Genomic DNA, 15410 nt, shown 5'->3' on the forward strand with positions numbered 1-15410 from the left:
TTCTCTTTGTTGTGGTAAACAAGAGTGTAAGGCGTTGCTTATTTTTTTCAACTATCTCCCAATTCTATACAGCCCCTAGACAAATCATCTTTACGCTTAAATAAAAAAAGCCCATTACTTAAAATAATGGGCTTTTTTTGGTCTGATTTTTAAGGAGAATGACGTTACAGCCTGTTAGTCCTTTGTAGGAAACCGTCACTCGCTCTTTTACTTCGTGCTGATTTTTTTTATAGTAGATACGCTTAATAACAAACTATAAGGATAATAATATGAGTGCTAAAAACTATAAAATTCGTACCGCTGGACAAGCAAACATCCCTGTACTCGGTCTAGGTACATGGCAGTCAACCGGACAAGACTGCATCGATGTCGTCAAAAAAGCATTAGAAATGGGTTACGAACATATCGATACAGCTCAAGCTTATGGCAATGAAAAAGAAGTCGGTCAAGGCATCAAGCAATCGGGGGTGGCTCGCGATAAGTTTTTCTTGACCACAAAAATATTTCCTGATGATATGAAATTTCAACCAGAGAAACTAGTTGCGGCAGCCAAACGTTCATTGGTAGACTTAGATACTGACTACGTTGACTTGCTGTTACTGCATTGGCCTGACGACCGCGTACCATTATCTGAGACGATTCCTGCATTGTGCGAATTACAAAAACAAGGCCTGACACGCCATATCGGTGTATCTAATTTTAATATTGCCGATATCATCGAAGCTAAAAAGTATGCTGACGTGCCTATTGTGGTCAATCAGGTTGAGTTTCATCCATTTATTAAACAAAAAACGCTACAGACTTTTCTGAACAACCACCACATCTTGCTAGAGGCTTACTCTCCGCTCGCGCGTGGTGATGTCTTTGATAATGATATTATCAAAGAGATTGCTGATACACATAACGTGACGCCAGCACAGATATCATTGGCTTGGATACTATCAGATAAGCATCGTGTAGCCATTCCAAAGACATCAAACCCAGATCACCTGCAAGGCAACTTGGATGCTATCAACGTACAATTAAGTGCAGAAGAGCTGGATAAAATTGCTAGCCTAGCTCGTAGCGACGGTCGTAAAATTGAGCATCCTGACTATAGCCCTGTATGGGATGACTAATAGTCAATTGACTATAAGTGAAAAACTTAAAGAAAATACTCCATGAAAAAAGCCACCGATACAATCGGTGGCTTTTTAGGCTCTACTAAAATAGTTTTAACGATAATAATCGTTATTGCTGTAAGGTACTGGTCTCATGAACCTTTTCAGCAGGGTTGTATTGCTCAGAAGAAGGTGCGGTACCGCTGCGATTATTTTCTTTCATTGATTTGGCAACTTCTGGTGGCATATAGTTCTCATCGTGCTTGGCCAATACTTCACCAGCCACAAAGGTGTCGCCCTGCATTTTCCCAGTGGCCACAACCCCTGAATTCTCAGCAAACAGATCTGGCAATATCCCTTGATAAGTGACTGGCACCGTAGATTCAAAATCAGTAATAGCAAACTCAACATTCAATGGATTGTCTTCTGCACGCTGTACGCTACCCGCGACCACCATACCGCCTGCACGAATCCGTTTATCTTGTGGCGCTTCACCTTTTGCAATGGCACTAGCATCAAAGTAATAATCGGTCTGTTGTCCAATAGCATATAGAACTAGCACGACAGCGACTGCGGCGCCTGCAAGCGTAAACATCACCCACATTAGTTTTTTGCGACGAACTGCATTCATACCACTACCTCATTGATGAACCACTGTTTTACAGACCTTAATCAGTCCTGCGTTCATCCATAAAACAGAAAATATTAAAGAACCTACTAAAAGAACCTGCCATTAGAAAAAATTTATAAAAACATCTTTCTAATCGTACGTTTCTATTACCTATATAGTAGCATTTTTCGTATAAATCAATCAGCCTTATGGCGAGCTATAAGGTCACACATTCATACGTAATAGGTTGCTAATTTGTACGCTAAAGCCATGATATTGGATGGTTTTTCTGATGGGGATATTTGTTGGTTATAGAGACTTTTTATTAACGCTACGCTGCGCTTGACGTGCTTGCTGAATCGTCAACTGCTTAATAAGTGTCTGTCTCTGCCTACGACTATAAAAAACAAACACCAGCATGACTCCGACCGTGATAGCCCAACACGACCAAACAAACGCACCATGCTTGCCCATGGCGATAAACTCAGAGAAGCTATAAAAATAAGGCTGCATAATATTCCCTAGCGGTTATTTCTGTTGACCACGGATGTATTCTTTTACCCAAGCTTTGCCTTGGTCACGATATAGTATTAGCGTGTTGGTACGGTAAATAGCTAACGCTGCCACCAGTAAATAACTGCCAATAACCATCAGTAATAGCGGCATCCACATATCGGCCGACATTTTTGGCGCAGAGGTCAAACTAAACGTCGAGCCTTGATGTAACGTATTCCACCACTGTACTGAGTATTTGATAATAGGTAAGTTCACTGCGCCCACAATAGATAAAATAGCAGCGGCCTTGCCACGATTGGCAGTATGCTCAAAAGCAGCAAACAGTGCCATAACACCAGCGTATAAAAAAGCCAAAATGAGCATAGATGTCAAACGTGCATCCCAAACCCAATAAGTGCCCCACGTGGGTTTTGCCCAAACAGAACCAGTAATCAGGCTAATAATACATAGCAAAAAACCTATCGGTGCCAGCGCTTGTGCTACCAAACTGGCAGTTTTAATCTTCCATACTAAGTAAATCGCTCCTAATATAGCGAGCGCAAAATAGATAGAAATAGCAATACTAGCAGCAGGTACATGAATAAATATAATGCGGTAGCTGTTGCCTTGTAGATAATCAGGCGGTGCAAAAGCAAGACCCCAGACACTGCCTATCAGCAAGAAGATACCAGCCAATATCGCAAGCCACTTGACCCAAGGCGCAAAGATACGAAAAAATTGCTTGGTACCCACAGTGGTTAAAAAGCCTTGCCAAATGCGCTGCCACAGACTAGGAGATGAGACGTTATTCAGGTTGGGCATGGGGATAAACCTATTTGCGCAGCTCTTTGGTTATCGTCGATACAGCGCAATATAGGCGCTATGATCGTTTAACCTGCTGGCGTTAAACACTGGATCGAATCTATATATTATTTATGTAGAAAGTTAGCTATTATAGCAAAATTGCCCGTTTTCAACATACTGTTAATACAAAGGTTTTTATAAGTATTTCTACGGAATAATCTTTACAGTTTTTAATTAAGCCACGACATTTTCAAGGTCACTGAAATGACCCACGGCATGACCAATACTGAAATAATACTACCAGCCAGCAGTAACGCCAAAATAGGCAAGCCATTAAGGCCAGAAGCAAACAAATCAACCGCACCCGTCGCAAAAATCAGCACAGGCAACTGCATTGGTAAAGCGATCAACGGCACGAGTACCGCACCATTCTTTAGTGACAGTGTCAAACTACTGGCAACTGCCGACAGCATCAACAGCATCGGACTACCGGTCACAATAGAAGCCATCAATATCCACGCTTCAAACCAACTAAGCTGAAATAAAGGCACGGCAAGCAAGCTTAATACAGCCACAATACCACTGCTAAATATCCAGTGAATAATCAAGCGAATCAGTACCCATAACGGCAGTGATGCCTTGGCAACAACCAATTGCGCCAATGTACCATTATCAAGCGCAGGCTTAAACAAACCATCGACACCCATGACCAACGATAACAATGCTGCAATCCACACCGCTGACACACCAAGACGTTGCAATAATGCAGGCTCACTACCTACCGCTAGCGGAAATAATGTAATAATCACTAAGAATAGCACCAAAGGGTACAGCCATTGCACAGCCCCTTGCTGCTTCACTTGCCATTCGCGTCGCCATAGCTGCATAAAGCTAATACCACGCGCAGCCGCCACATTACTATTTTGCATTGGACTGTCCGTCATCATCCGTCCTTTCACTTACATGTATCGCGTTTATCTGGCCATTAAACAGTCAATTCCATACAACGAGATTGACAAGGTGACAGTTCGGTATTGTTTTCTAAACCATAAACTCTGACAAATCGAGCACTTGATTGGCAACGCCAACGGTCTGATGGCTCGTCATTAGTATCGAACCACCAGCATTAGTAAACTTGCATAGCCTGTCTTCCATTCGGGCCACCATATCGACATCGAGAGCGGTGAATGGCTCATCAAGCAACCACAAGGGTGTGATTTCGGGGGTTAGTAGATACAATCTTGCAAGCGTAATACGCCGAGTTTGCCCAGCAGATAAATGGCTTGAGCTGATCGTCTCAAATCCCTGCAACCCTACCCAAGCGAGCGCATCATCAATATCAGCGGTACTTGGTGTGATACCATATAAATTCAGTAAAAAATTTAGGTTTTGTGCCACAGTGAGGTTTGGATGAATGCCTAGCTGGTGCGACACATACAAAGGCTGAGTGGGCAGAGTGACCGCTCCTTGATAAACGACCTCGCCCGTCAGCACTGGTAATAATCCTGCTAGCTGCATCAGTAGTGTCGTTTTACCAGTACCATTTGCACCCACTAAATGACAGATACTACCAGCAGATAAATTGAGAGAGACACCTTCGCACAAAGGTATTTCACCACGCTGGACAGTCAGCTCATCAAGCATGAGTAACGGTGTATCCAAAGCTGTCATCAAAACCTCTCGTTATTTATCGAGTAGCAATCAATATTCAATATTCGTCACAAACCAATACGATGTTCATGGCATAATGCTTTATGCTTACCACAAACACGCAGTATAACAAATTGTCGATTACTATGACCTCAAAACCTATGCAGACTTCAAAAGATAACCAAAACCAAGACTTAACATCAAACACGTCAGCTTTTACTGTAGATAGCTTAATCAACGCGCAAGTTGATTTTATGCAGCAGTGGTTACGTCAGCAAGCCGAACCACTGAGCATGGAGGCTTGGCAATGGTTTGGCGAGCAACCGCTCAGTCAATATATCAGCCGTGAGAGTTTGCAACAGTTAATAAATGACTGGTTACTGGGTCACCCGATGAGTGATGTAATGCGTAAAGACATTCGTGATATCTTACATACCGTCATCTACCATCCAGTCAATGACAAGGTGCCACTGTCTGAACTGGTGGATGATACACAAGTAGACACGCTAGCCAACCATGTGGCGAGTCATGAGCAACAGCGTAATGCATTGATTCACACGCTGATCGGCAATGAAACTTTTGCAGATCTGCTTACCCAAACGCTATACCACGCTATCAACGACTTTATGGAGAGTACGCTAGACAAAGCCGGCGGAGTGGGCAAACTGATGAAACTTGGCCGTAGCTCTTTTGAAAAAGCCACGAACAAAAATCTTGACGATAAGCTGCAAGCCTATTTACACCGTAATATTAAAGACTTGACCCGTCGAGCAGAGGCTAATGCCCAAGCGCACTTATCAAACGAAGAAGTCGCGCGTTTATTAGTTACGGGCTGGGCTCGCATCAAAGAACAACCTGTCAGCCATCTACAAACCTATCTCAGTGATGAGCCTGACAATAACAGCATCGAGCATATTGAAGCCAGTATGCAACAAAGCTATGACCGCTTGCGAGTATCACCTTATTTGCAGACGTTAGTAACAGCCAGTATCGATACTTGGTATGACAACCATCAATCAGATACCATCATGACCGTCGCCGCGAGCATCTATATTGATGAGCAGGCAATGGCACAATTCAATACAGTGCTGCTGCCTATCGTATATGATGCCCTTGATAGCGCATGGTTTACGGCACATATCCGAACCATGCTACAGGCGTTCTATGAGCAGTCGCATATCAAAGAAGGCCTAGCGCTTAATAGCGCTCAATGATGAGTAGCCTCTTTTGTTCTGATAACAATCATCAACACATAAATCATTAAATATTATGCTGAAAATCGCCTACTCTGATATTTTTCGTTATTCAGTGCCTGAAAAGCACCGTTTTCCTATGCAAAAATACACCATGATTCCTGAGCGACTGCTGGCTGAAGGCACTATCACTGTCGATAATTTTTTTGCGCCAGCGCGTTTGAGTGAAGATGAGATTTTGACCACGCATACGCCTGAGTATTGGTATCAATTAAAAACGCAGACCTTACCACGCAAAGAAGCGCGCGCTATCGGCTTTGAGATGAAACCTGAACTGGTCGAGCGTGGCCGTTATATTGCCCATGCAACCTATGAATGTGCGCTATATGCACAGCAATACGGCGTGGCAATGAATGTCGCGGGTGGCACGCACCATGCGTTTGCCGATCATGGTGAAGGATTTTGCGTCTTTAATGATGCTTGTATCGCGAGCAATCTATTATTAGATCGTGGGCAAGCACAAAAGATTTTGATTGTTGATTTGGACGTGCATCAAGGTAATGGCAATGCCAGTATCATGGCAGACGAACCACGCGTATTCGTGTTTAGCATGCATGGCGCAAAGAACTATCCTTTTCGCAAACAAGTATCAGATCTAGATATTGAGCTTGATAACGATGCAGGTGACGCAGAATATTTGCAGATATTACAAGAAACCTTGCCGCGATTAATAGCAGAGTTTTCGCCAGATATGATGTTTTATCAGTCAGCGGTGGATGTACTAGCGACCGATAAATTAGGAAAGTTGGGACTGACAATAGAAGGCTGCAAGGCACGTGATCATTACGTATTGAGCCAAGCCAAAGCCGCCAACATTCCTGTTGCTATCGTGATGGGTGGTGGTTATTCAGAAGACATCGAAGACGTGGTTGAGGCGCATTGCAATACGTTTCGTTTGGCGCAGCAGATATTTTTTGGGAAAGGCGCTGACTTATAAAAATTGCGCAATCGCTCATATTGGGCAGCTTTAGACCATGTTGCTAGAAAAAATCAGCAATACCCTGCCAACCCACACGAATACCAAGTACGGTTAAAATCACTAAAATAAGCTGACGAAAACGTGCTTGCGGTAAATAACGACGTAAGCGAATTCCAACCAATAAAGTGGCGACAGACAAAACACTCAGCACAGCAATCAGCTGCCACTCACCGCTACTCAGTGCCATGATAGGCTCACGTAATACGATAATTTGAGCGATTTTTCCTAAAAAGTAACACATGTTACCGACTTTCGCGATGGTATGTTTATCATCACTGGCAGATAGTAAGTACATCATCAGTATGGTCGACATCGCATTGGTCGCACCGCCAACAACACCAGCACTAAAACCAACCATAATCAGTACAGGCTTGGTATCTGGCAAACGAACTTGCTTGCCGAGTAAGCTACTGATGACATAAAACCCAATAACCGCTGCTAATAGCAATAAAATATAAGCACTATCTATCCATAGCAGTAGCTTTGCGCCTACGATACTGCCAAGCAAACTCGTTAAAGCAAGCAGCCAATACCGTCTGCCATAATAGATAAAATTTTGCCAAATCGTACGACCACCACCCGCTAGCCAGGTCATCGCATTGAGTAATAATGAGGGAAAGATGACCAATACAATGGCATGGGGCAATGGATACATGCTAGCAAGTGCCGTGGTGGTCACCAACGTCACCCCTAACCCACTAATGCCATGTAGCAATGATGCCATCGCAAATATCACAATCAGCCACAACATCTGCGTACTATCGTTACCCGCTACATCCATTAGACCTGTCATATCACTTCAGCTTTTTTATTTTATATATAGCAATAACACGAGAGCGTGTTTTCATCTTAAAAACAGTCGTAAAATAAAATGAAGCGAATCAAACAAGCTTCACACCAACACATTTCTATCACCTGTCTATAGTCGCTTGACCATATCACTAGCGATTGTGACGCTGAGATATCGTCTCACCAATAATGCTAGCCAATTGCTCAGCAATTTTATCCTTGCTCGCTTTTTCAAGCGTGATGCTATCGTTTTTATAATGCTCTGAGAAAAACACTTGCATGGCATTATCATCGCTAGCAAAACCAATATCTGGTCGCGAAACATCGTTGCAAGCAATCAGATCTAAATTTTTAGAAACAAGCTTACCACGCGCATAGTGCTCGACATCTTGGGTTTCTGCCGCAAAACCAACAACAAACAACTCTGGATGCGCCAGTGAAATCGTTGCTAAAATGTCAGGGTTTTTAACCAAATTGAGCGTCATCACGTCTTGCGTTTTTTTGATTTTTTGTGGTGCAGCTTCTTCGGTACGATAGTCAGCGACAGCAGCGGTTGCAATAAAAACATCTGCCATTCTCACGCTATCACCGGAGGTAGTGACAGCAACATCATGCTCATCTCCGCAACCGCAACCGCAACCGCAACCGCAACCGCCGTGATGATGGTCGTGTGAATGAGTATGTTCCTCTGCATCATCAGATGGCTCAAATAACAATGCCGCATGAGTACCGTCCACACATTGCTGCGCTACTAACAACATCTCTTTCGCTGATAATACATCTATACGTGTAACATTGAGCGGCGTCGATAGTGATACCTTGCCACCCGTAATCAAAATCACCTCTGCACCAGCCGCCACGCAGGCACGCGCCAAAGCAAAGCCCATCTTTCCGGTGGAGTGATTAGACAGATACCTCACAGGGTCAATAGCTTCAACCGTTGGCCCTGCGGTAATCACGACTCTCCTACCTTCGAGCAGTTGCGGTGTCGTTTGCATCGCATTGAATAGCAACACCTCGTCCAATAGCTGCTCAGGCTCAGGCAAACGCCCTGCTCCCACATCACCGCATGCTTGCTCACCACTCGCGGGCTGAATAATCTGATAATTCATATCGCGCAAGGTTTGCACGTTTAGGTTGACCGCTGGATGCGCCCACATCTGCTGATTCATGGCAGGTGCAACGATAACTGGTGCCGTCGTCGCAAGGCACACCGTCGTCAGAAGATCATCTGCCATACCCATAGCGAGACGTGCCAGCGTATTGGCAGAAGCTGGTGCGATAACGATTAAATCAGCCCATTTCGCCAGCTCAATATGCCCCATGCCTGCTTCAGCATGCTCATCTAATAATGAGGTGTGCACCTCATTACCAGTTAGCGCTTGCAGTGTCAGTGGGGTGATAAAAGCCTGTGCACCTGTAGTCATAATAACGCGCACATCAAAGCCTGCCTTAATCAATAAGCGGGCAAATACGGCAGATTTATAAGCGGCGATACCGCCAGTGATAGCAAGCACGATATTAGACATAAGCAGGGCAACAATAAAAAAGTTGAAAGATAGAATTGCGCTTATAGTAACAATTATGAGATAAGTTGGGTAAGAATTTCGATATTTACTAAATATATCCGGCAGTAATCCATTTTCAAGGAGTGACAATGGCGATCAAAGACTGGCACGAAGATGACCGACCACGTGAAAAACTATTAAAATTTGGTGCTGCCCATTTGTCCGACGCGGAGATATTAGCGATATTTCTGCGTACTGGCACCCAATCACAGTCAGCGATTGAATTGGCTCGTCACTTAATCGAGCAATTCGGTAGCTTAGCCGAACTATTGGCAGCGCCTCAAGAAACCGTCCTCGCTTGTCACGGCATTGGGCCTGCAAAATACTCACAGATATTGGCCTCGCTTGAGATGGGCACGCGTTATTTAGACAGTCAACTAAAAACAGGCCAAGCGCTTGGACGCTCGCAAGCAGTCAAAGACTATATTAGCACCCAATTACGTGGTGAGCACCGCGAGGTTTTTGCGGTGCTTTGTCTAGATAATGCGCTCAATCTGTTAAACTTCGAGATACTATTCACAGGCGGCATTTCATCTTGTTCCGTTTGTATCAAACATGTGCTGCGACATGCATTAAGCCACGCGGCTAGCCAACTTATCATTGCCCACAATCATCCTCATACCGATGCCACACCATCGACGGCAGATAACTTGCTTACCTATGAGTTAAAAAAAGCCTGCGACCTGTTAGATATATCACTAATCGATCATATCATCGTAGGACGTAATGAGACGCTATCCTATGCTGAAAGCTGCTTAGCGCCTTTTGGTTAGCTTTATCTGACTTATTTGGTCGTTGGTCCTACTAGCTATATACTTTATGGCGCTTGATACATATCATCGACACAGCGTAGCATTTTAACCGTTGATAGTCATCGACAACTGTTTCATATTGGTAGCTAGCTTTATCTTTTATTTGCCTTTTCCTAATTGGAATTCAAAACCAATTATTGGTGGCGAGATTCACTTAACGATAAGGCCGCTAAACGTCCGAAAAAATAACAACTATCTAGCTTAAAACATTCCTAGTCATATAATTTCACGCTTTTGGTTCAGCGTTATAAAGGAGACAGTCATGGTAATTGGCTTATTCATCTTAGCAATCATCATTCAATTAGCCATGGTTTTGACCATCTTTTTGTTATCCTTATCACGTGTCACTGGCAGCGTTATTGCTATCATTATCGTAATCGCTACCGCCTTGCTCAGTCCATGGTCGCTGATCTTAGGTATACCTATAGCTTTACTCTGCTTAGTGCTACTCATCACACCATTGCGCCAGTCGTTAGTCACCAAGCCAGTTTATAAGGCCTTGGGCGGCGCGATGCCAAGCATGAGTGATACTGAGCGTGAAGCCCTCGACTCTGGTACCAGTTGGTGGGAAAAAGAGTTATTTATGGGTGCGCCCAATTGGGACACCTTTGCAGCCTATCCGTACCCAGAGCTATCGGCAGAAGAACAAAGCTTTATGGATAATGAGGTGGAAGTATTGTGCACCATGCTAGATGAATGGAAAATTCAGCATGAAGACAAAGAGCTGTCACCACAAGCGTGGCAATTTATCAAAGCCAATGGCTTCTTAGGTCTCATCATTCCAAAAGAGTTCGGAGGATTGGATTTTAGCTCGTATGCGCAAAGCCGTATCATGAGTAAGATAGCCTCTCGCTCCCCTACTGCCGCTGTGACTTGCATGGTACCAAACTCGCTCGGCCCTGGTGAGCTACTCATGCACTATGGTACGGACGAGCAAAAACAACGCTGGCTCCCAGGTTTGGCCAAAGGTGATGAGATACCCTGTTTTGGTTTGACAGGCCCTGAGGCGGGCTCCGATGCAGGTGCGATTCCTGATACTGGTGTGGTTTGCTACGGTATCCATGAAGGTCAGCAAGTGCTTGGCTTACGTATGAACTTCTCCAAACGCTGGATTACTTTAGCACCTATCGCTACCGTTGTCGGCTTAGCATTTAAAATGCATGACCCAGAAGGACTGCTTGGCAATTCTGAGAAAACCGATTACGGCATTACTTGTGCGCTAATCCCTGCGAGCCACGAAGGCGTTATTATAGGACCACGTCATAATCCAATCGGCTCACCATTTATGAATGGCACAGTCGATGGTAAAGACGTCTTTATACCGTTAGATTATATCATCGGTGGCGTCGAAAACGCTGGACGTGGTTGGCGCATGCTGATGGAATGCTTAGGTGTTGGTCGTGGTATTTCCTTGCCAGCTTTATCCACCTCAGCCAGTGAAATGACCTATTTGTCTGTTGGTGCGTTTGCTAAAGTGCGCGAGCAGTTTAAGATTTCTATCGGTAAGTTCGAAGGCATACAAGATGCCACCAGCCGTATGGCCAGTAATACCTATATGCTAGAAGCGTTTCGTCATCTCGTCACTTGCGGGCTAAACCAAGGCGGTACGCCATCGGTCATGACGGCAATGGCAAAATACTATGCTACCGAAACCATGCGTAGCGTGGTCAATGATGGTATGGATGTGGTCGGTGGTCGTGCGGTACAGATGGGACCACGTAATTTCTTAGCGACCCCTTATCAAGCGATTCCAGTCTCTATCACCGTTGAGGGTGCAAACATCTTGACGCGCTCATTGATGATATTTGGTCAAGGTGCGATGCGCTGTCACCCTTATCTATTTGATGAGCTGCAATTACTACAAAGCGAAGACAAGTCCAACGCATTAAAAGAGTTTGATGTTCTATTTTTCAAACATCTAGGTTATACCTTTAACCGCGGGGCAAAAGCATTTGTCGCAGGTTATGTCGGTGGTAGCGGTAACGCCCCTAGCTTCGTAGACAGCTTTACTCGTCCTTATTACAAGCATATCAATCGCCTAAGTGCAGGCTTTGCCTTGACTGCTGATATGGCATTGGGACTACTGGCGGGTGATTTAAAGCGTAAAGAGATGCTCTCTGGACGCTTAGCTGATATTCATAGTCATTTGTTTATCGCAACGGCTATTTTGCAGTTCTATGAGCATGGTAGCAAATCGAAGTCTGAACGCTTACATGCTGAAGTTGCTCTACAAAACAGCTTATACACCATTCAAGAAGCATTTTTATCCTTCTTTGATAATTTCCCAAATCGAATGGCCGCCAAGTTGGTTGGCTTTGTGACGTTCCCAACAGGTCGTATATTTACGCCGCCGAGTGATGAGCTTAAACGTCAATTGGGTGATACCTTTATGGATGACTTTGAGACCAACCCGTTCCGCGACTATCTCAAAACCATGGTTTATTACAATACCGAAGAAGACGATGTGACTGGGCGTATGGAACATGCTTATCAAACGCTTATCCATATCGAGCCCCTATGGCAGAAGTTTAAAAAGGCTGAGCACAAAGACAGCTTTGAAGGGCTAACGTTTGAAGATCATGTGGTTTATGCCAGTCAAAACGAAGACATCACTGAAGAAGAAGCCGAAGTTCTCATTCAGTATAATGCTATCCGCTTTGACTCACTATTAACCGATGTGTTTGATAAGCATTTATCACAAGCGCAAGAACGCTCTAACCCTCACACTCTTGACAATGCAGTACAGCAACTGACTGACTATGCCCAGCTCAAGCAAAATGCACAAGCCAAACATGGTGTTGCAACGGATAATGAGGTTGTAGAGGATAACGTTGATACGTCTCAAAATACTGATGAACAAACCGGCGATGCCAATCCTAATCATGGTTATGAGAACGATGGTGATGTCGCAATGGTCAGTGAGCAAAACACGACTGAAGAGACAGGCACGCAGACAGATTTTAATGAATCAGATCCTGATACAGAAGCCCTTGACCCTCGCTATCGTGATGCCGAATCACATCTCAGTGAGCGTATGAGTAATAATCACAGTCGCCATACTGCATCGTCAAACACTACCGACGAAGGTCTATCTGAAATGCCCGAAAAACCTCAGCCGCATCAAGAAAATGTACAGCAGGATACTGATAAGATTTAGCAATCGATTCTGAATGCTCGGTGCGACTTTAAGCTTTCTAATAAGACCTTAACGACACACTAGCAATACACTGATTCTCAAAAGCCAGGCTACCCTCAAACGGTGGTTTGGCTTTTTTATTTTATTAACAAATGAAAAGTTTTTAGTGTGTGTCCTCATTTTAAAAATGGTAATAAAAATGAGATAAATTGTAGTCAAACAAGGAAAATAGCGCAGATAATATCGAGATATTAGTCAGCTATTTGACGCCGTTTGGCAAGATTTAGCCATTTTTAACCCATTTAGATGGCTATCGATTGAATTGAGGACACGCCCTAGTCATACCATGATAGTAACGACGTTCTAATACATATGAATCGCCTAGCCTTAAAGCAGTCTATAGCATCAATTCGTTAATATGCAAAATCACACTACAGACTTATTTATATTTTTTTGTTTCATATGCGAAACAAACTGTTTAGAATAAATACTGACTATAATGTGGGTACATGGTTATGATAAAAGTCATGTAATGAGAAAAAAATGATAAATAAATCTTGCAGTGCCCATTATAATTCTTTTATATTGTCCTCCGAAAAAGTTGACAACAAGTCGAAAAGCCAAAGCACTTGATACACGTAGCCAAAGCGGTTTTGATAGCAACGGTCATCATCACATTGACGTGAGCACCATGTTCACTACTGAAAGTTACGTACACAAAGGATATAAATTATGTGGAAGAATTTGGGACTGACAGGCAAGATTCTAATTGCTATGGTCTTAGGTATCGCCCTAGGATTATTTTTTAACTACACAGGACTAAACGCAGAAGGTGGGTTCGTCAATGACTATTTGGTCAATGGCTTATTCGGTATTATCGGTAAACTTTTTGTCAACTCACTCAAAATGTTGGTTGTACCTTTAGTACTTATCTCATTGATTTGTGGTGTCTGCGGTATTGGTGATATTCGACTACTTGGTCGCATCGGTACAAAAACATTTTTCATGTATATGCTAACAACTGCTTTAGCGATTGCCACCGCAATTGGGCTTGGCTCGTTATTTGGTATTGGTAAAGGCATGGACTTAGCATCTGAGGCCAGCTTTGAAGCAAAGGAAGCGCCACCTCTCATTGATGTTTTCTCAAATATCGTTCCATCCAACCCCATTAGCGCCATGGCCAATGGTGACATGCTATCGATTATTTTCTTTGCGATTTTGATTGGTATTAGTATTTTGATGGTGGGTAAGCCTGCTAAAGGTTTAGTCCAAAGTTTAGAGCTGATTAATGAAGTTATCTTAAAAATGGTAACCATCATTATGAACCTAGCACCTTATGGTGTGTTTGCGCTGTTAACCAAAGCCATGGCTGATCTTGGTTTGGACTTGATCGTGTCTCTATTTGGTTATGTCGCTGTATTGATTGGCTCATTGGCCTTCCACTTCTTTGTCACCATGATGATCGTCTTAAAGGTGTTTTCAGGACTATCAATCAAAACGTTTTTGGCAAAAATGCGTGAAGTGCAAATCTTTGCATTTAGTACCTCAAGCTCAAATGCGACCATTCCGGTAACGTTGCGTACTGTTACCAAGCGTATGGGTGTGAATAACTCTGTAGCATCGTTTACGGTTCCTTTTGGTGCCACCATCAATATGGATGGTACTGCCATTATGCAGGGTACAGCGACCATCTTTATCGCTAACTTGTATGGGATTGATTTAGGTATTACTGAGTATCTGACCGTTATCTTAATGTCAGTACTAGCCTCTGTCGGTACTGCTGGTGTACCTGGTGTTGGTCTAATTATGCTGTCTATGGTATTTGCACAAGTTGGCTTACCAATCGAAGGTATTGGCTTGATCTTAGGTGTTGATCGCCTGCTGGATATGTTGCGTACTGCTGTTAACGTTGGCGGTGATGCCGCAGTAACCACTATCGTGGCAAAGTCCGAGGGCAAAATGGACTTGGCTATCTACAATGACGCTGACGCTGGTACAAAAGAAATGTTTGATGGTCATATTGATGAATACAATGAACGCGCATTCTCTGAAGTTATGAATGATGGCATAATGGGTAGTGAGTATGACGATGTCGATCGCCGAAGTTAATATCATAGCTACACAATAAATAACCTAAAAGTAAAAAACCTCAGTCATATTGAACCGACCCCCATAAGTTGGACACAACTTATGGGGGTATTTTTATGCGTTACG

The 15410-nt window shown here is 43.6% G+C and carries 13 protein-coding genes; 6 read left to right on the plus strand and 7 right to left on the minus strand.

Going from position 1 to position 15410, the window contains the following annotated elements; all coding sequences use genetic code 11:
* Positions 1 to 269: 269 nt before the first annotated feature.
* Complete coding sequence (locus tag EI164_RS09405) at positions 270 to 1118, plus strand: aldo/keto reductase (protein WP_192519707.1); 849 nt, start codon at positions 270 to 272, stop codon at positions 1116 to 1118.
* A gap of 112 nt (positions 1119 to 1230) precedes the next feature.
* Here EI164_RS09405 and ccmE read toward each other — a convergent pair whose 3' ends face one another.
* The 5 genes from ccmE to ccmA form a co-directional block, all read right to left on the minus strand.
* Positions 1231 to 1731 carry a cytochrome c maturation protein CcmE gene (gene ccmE, locus EI164_RS09410; protein WP_192519708.1) on the minus strand — a complete coding sequence of 167 codons (501 nt, stop codon included), beginning with the start codon at positions 1729 to 1731 and terminating at the stop codon, positions 1231 to 1233.
* Positions 1732 to 2019: 288 nt separating this feature from the next.
* Complete coding sequence (gene ccmD / locus EI164_RS09415; RefSeq protein ID WP_192519709.1) at positions 2020 to 2223, minus strand: heme exporter protein CcmD; 204 nt, start codon at positions 2221 to 2223, stop codon at positions 2020 to 2022.
* A 15-nt stretch (positions 2224 to 2238) separates the two neighbouring features.
* Complete coding sequence (gene ccmC / locus EI164_RS09420; protein ID WP_192519710.1) at positions 2239 to 3027, minus strand: heme ABC transporter permease CcmC; 789 nt, start codon at positions 3025 to 3027, stop codon at positions 2239 to 2241.
* 212 nt (positions 3028 to 3239) lie between these two features.
* Positions 3240 to 3938 (minus strand): heme exporter protein CcmB, encoded by a 699-nt coding sequence (locus EI164_RS09425; RefSeq protein WP_192519717.1) that lies wholly within the window; start codon positions 3936 to 3938, stop codon positions 3240 to 3242.
* A 112-nt stretch (positions 3939 to 4050) separates the two neighbouring features.
* Positions 4051 to 4680, minus strand: a complete 630-nt coding sequence (ccmA, locus tag EI164_RS09430; protein ID WP_192519718.1) for a heme ABC exporter ATP-binding protein CcmA — start codon at positions 4678 to 4680, stop codon at positions 4051 to 4053.
* 140 nt (positions 4681 to 4820) lie between these two features.
* Between ccmA and EI164_RS09435 the strand changes: the two genes are divergently transcribed.
* Together EI164_RS09435 and EI164_RS09440 are read left to right on the plus strand one after the other, a co-directional pair.
* On the plus strand, positions 4821 to 5873 hold the full coding sequence (locus EI164_RS09435; protein ID WP_225739209.1) for a hypothetical protein: 1053 nt from the start codon (positions 4821 to 4823) through the stop codon (positions 5871 to 5873).
* 55 nt (positions 5874 to 5928) lie between these two features.
* Positions 5929 to 6849, plus strand: coding sequence for a histone deacetylase (locus EI164_RS09440; protein WP_192519711.1), 921 nt, complete (start codon positions 5929 to 5931; stop codon positions 6847 to 6849).
* A gap of 43 nt (positions 6850 to 6892) precedes the next feature.
* On the opposite strand, the gene EI164_RS09445 is transcribed toward EI164_RS09440, so the two are convergent.
* Positions 6893 to 7684, minus strand: coding sequence for a sulfite exporter TauE/SafE family protein (locus EI164_RS09445; RefSeq protein WP_192519712.1), 792 nt, complete (start codon positions 7682 to 7684; stop codon positions 6893 to 6895).
* Between the two features lie 148 nt (positions 7685 to 7832).
* Positions 7833 to 9209 carry a bifunctional phosphopantothenoylcysteine decarboxylase/phosphopantothenate--cysteine ligase CoaBC gene (coaBC, locus tag EI164_RS09450; RefSeq protein ID WP_192519713.1) on the minus strand — a complete coding sequence of 459 codons (1377 nt, stop codon included), beginning with the start codon at positions 9207 to 9209 and terminating at the stop codon, positions 7833 to 7835.
* Positions 9210 to 9337: 128 nt separating this feature from the next.
* On the opposite strand from coaBC, the gene radC reads away from it, so the two are divergent.
* The 3 genes from radC (at position 9338) to EI164_RS09465 (ending at position 15305) form a co-directional block, all read left to right on the plus strand.
* On the plus strand, positions 9338 to 10021 hold the full coding sequence (radC, locus tag EI164_RS09455; RefSeq protein ID WP_192519714.1) for a RadC family protein: 684 nt from the start codon (positions 9338 to 9340) through the stop codon (positions 10019 to 10021).
* Positions 10022 to 10322: 301 nt separating this feature from the next.
* Complete coding sequence (locus EI164_RS09460; protein WP_192519715.1) at positions 10323 to 13217, plus strand: acyl-CoA dehydrogenase; 2895 nt, start codon at positions 10323 to 10325, stop codon at positions 13215 to 13217.
* Positions 13218 to 13928: 711 nt separating this feature from the next.
* Complete coding sequence (locus tag EI164_RS09465; protein WP_192519716.1) at positions 13929 to 15305, plus strand: dicarboxylate/amino acid:cation symporter; 1377 nt, start codon at positions 13929 to 13931, stop codon at positions 15303 to 15305.
* The last annotated feature ends 105 nt before the right edge of the window (positions 15306 to 15410 follow it).

The sequence above is a fragment of the Psychrobacter sp. FME13 genome (assembly GCF_014861395.1).
Classification (GTDB): domain Bacteria; phylum Pseudomonadota; class Gammaproteobacteria; order Pseudomonadales; family Moraxellaceae; genus Psychrobacter.

What these genes read in the sequence shown, in the direction of transcription:
- coaBC (WP_192519713.1), bottom strand. Translation starts at nt 9,209, where the DNA reads ATGTCTAATATCGTGCTTGCTATCACTGGCGGTATCGCCGCTTATAAA.
- ccmA (WP_192519718.1), bottom strand. Translation starts at nt 4,680, where the DNA reads ATGACAGCTTTGGATACACCGTTACTCATGCTTGATGAGCTGACTGTC.
- ccmE (WP_192519708.1), bottom strand. Translation starts at nt 1,731, where the DNA reads ATGAATGCAGTTCGTCGCAAAAAACTAATGTGGGTGATGTTTACGCTT.
- radC (WP_192519714.1), top strand. Translation starts at nt 9,338, where the DNA reads ATGGCGATCAAAGACTGGCACGAAGATGACCGACCACGTGAAAAACTA.
- EI164_RS09405 (WP_192519707.1), top strand. Translation starts at nt 270, where the DNA reads ATGAGTGCTAAAAACTATAAAATTCGTACCGCTGGACAAGCAAACATC.
- ccmD (WP_192519709.1), bottom strand. Translation starts at nt 2,223, where the DNA reads ATGCAGCCTTATTTTTATAGCTTCTCTGAGTTTATCGCCATGGGCAAG.
- ccmC (WP_192519710.1), bottom strand. Translation starts at nt 3,027, where the DNA reads ATGCCCAACCTGAATAACGTCTCATCTCCTAGTCTGTGGCAGCGCATT.
- EI164_RS09425 (WP_192519717.1), bottom strand. Translation starts at nt 3,938, where the DNA reads ATGCAAAATAGTAATGTGGCGGCTGCGCGTGGTATTAGCTTTATGCAG.
- EI164_RS09460 (WP_192519715.1), top strand. Translation starts at nt 10,323, where the DNA reads ATGGTAATTGGCTTATTCATCTTAGCAATCATCATTCAATTAGCCATG.
- EI164_RS09465 (WP_192519716.1), top strand. Translation starts at nt 13,929, where the DNA reads ATGTGGAAGAATTTGGGACTGACAGGCAAGATTCTAATTGCTATGGTC.
- EI164_RS09435 (WP_225739209.1), top strand. Translation starts at nt 4,821, where the DNA reads ATGCAGACTTCAAAAGATAACCAAAACCAAGACTTAACATCAAACACG.
- EI164_RS09440 (WP_192519711.1), top strand. Translation starts at nt 5,929, where the DNA reads ATGCTGAAAATCGCCTACTCTGATATTTTTCGTTATTCAGTGCCTGAA.
- EI164_RS09445 (WP_192519712.1), bottom strand. Translation starts at nt 7,684, where the DNA reads ATGACAGGTCTAATGGATGTAGCGGGTAACGATAGTACGCAGATGTTG.